This is a genomic window from Brachybacterium tyrofermentans, from assembly GCF_039526165.1.
GTDB classification, from domain to species: domain Bacteria; phylum Actinomycetota; class Actinomycetes; order Actinomycetales; family Dermabacteraceae; genus Brachybacterium; species Brachybacterium tyrofermentans.
This window is the reverse complement of record NZ_BAAAIR010000064.1, coordinates 1-1057: the sequence shown is the minus strand read 5'-3', so window position 1 is coordinate 1057 and position 1057 is coordinate 1. Positions and strand designations below refer to the sequence as shown.

The window sequence follows — 1057 nt, the reverse complement described above, 5'->3', positions numbered from 1 at the left end:
GCTAGGGCGCGTTGAACAAGTCCGACAGGTTCCGATGGACAGTTGCTCGGGGTTGGCGCCGGATCTTACTGAGTGAGCTGGAGCACCTTGACCGCGCTCCGCGAAAGCCCGGTGAACATTTACTTCGACCTCTTTGAGCTGCGCAGATAGGCTTGGCGTCATGAGCTGGATAGTGCGCACGAAGAGCGAGGCTTACCGCTTCCGGAACGCTGGGCGCATCGAGGTGGAGCAGACCGGGTCGTTGCACCAGGGGGATCCGATGCTTGAGTGGGGATCTGTCACAAAGACTGTCACTGCCCGGATTGCAGAGCTTCTTGACCGTGAGGGCTCGATCAGTTTGTCATCGCCCGTGAGCGAGTTTCTGCCGGAGACAGGACTCCCGAGGGAAGTGGATGTTCGCAGTCTTGCGGAACACACCTCGGGGCTACCGAGGCTGCCCAAGGGAATGATCAAGACTACGGCCGATGCTCGCGATCCTTACGCGAAGTACACCACTGAGCGTTTCGACTCCGACGTTTTGCCTGACATATCAGAGCAACTGCGCGGCCCTGTGGGCTCGTTCGAGTACTCGAATCTTGGATACGCGGTCCTCACGCGTCTGCTTGAGGTGGCCACCGGGAACGACTGGTGGACGCTCGCGGAGCGACACGTCTTCACCCCGCTCGGAGTCACGGACGTCTCGATAGACCCAGATCCAAATAGTGTTCCCGTCCTCCATACCTGGACTGGCCGCGCGTGCAGGCAGTGGAAGCTTTCTGGTCCATTCGTCGGCGCGGGAGGCCTCCACGGCACCTTCGATGCGCTCGAACGGTACGCCATTACCCGCGCACAGCAAACGCCTGGGGAAAAACCATTCGGGTGGGGGGATGACGGAGAACAATACTGGCATGACGGGGGAACCTTGGATCATGCCGCGTTCGTCGGGATTTCCTATGACGGGTTGAAGGCGGTTACTGTGCATACTCTGGGGTACAACGCAGGGCGGGTCAACAAGACCGTTGCACGCCTCAAGCGAAATTCTCACAGGGCATCGGCTACCACCCGCTTGGCAGGCTAA

The 1057-nt window shown here is 59.9% G+C and carries 1 protein-coding gene; it reads left to right on the top strand.

From position 1 onward, the window contains the following. Positions 1–160: 160 nt before the first annotated feature. Complete coding sequence (locus ABD093_RS18220; RefSeq protein WP_343926288.1) at positions 161–1057, top strand: serine hydrolase domain-containing protein; 897 nt, start codon at positions 161–163, stop codon at positions 1055–1057.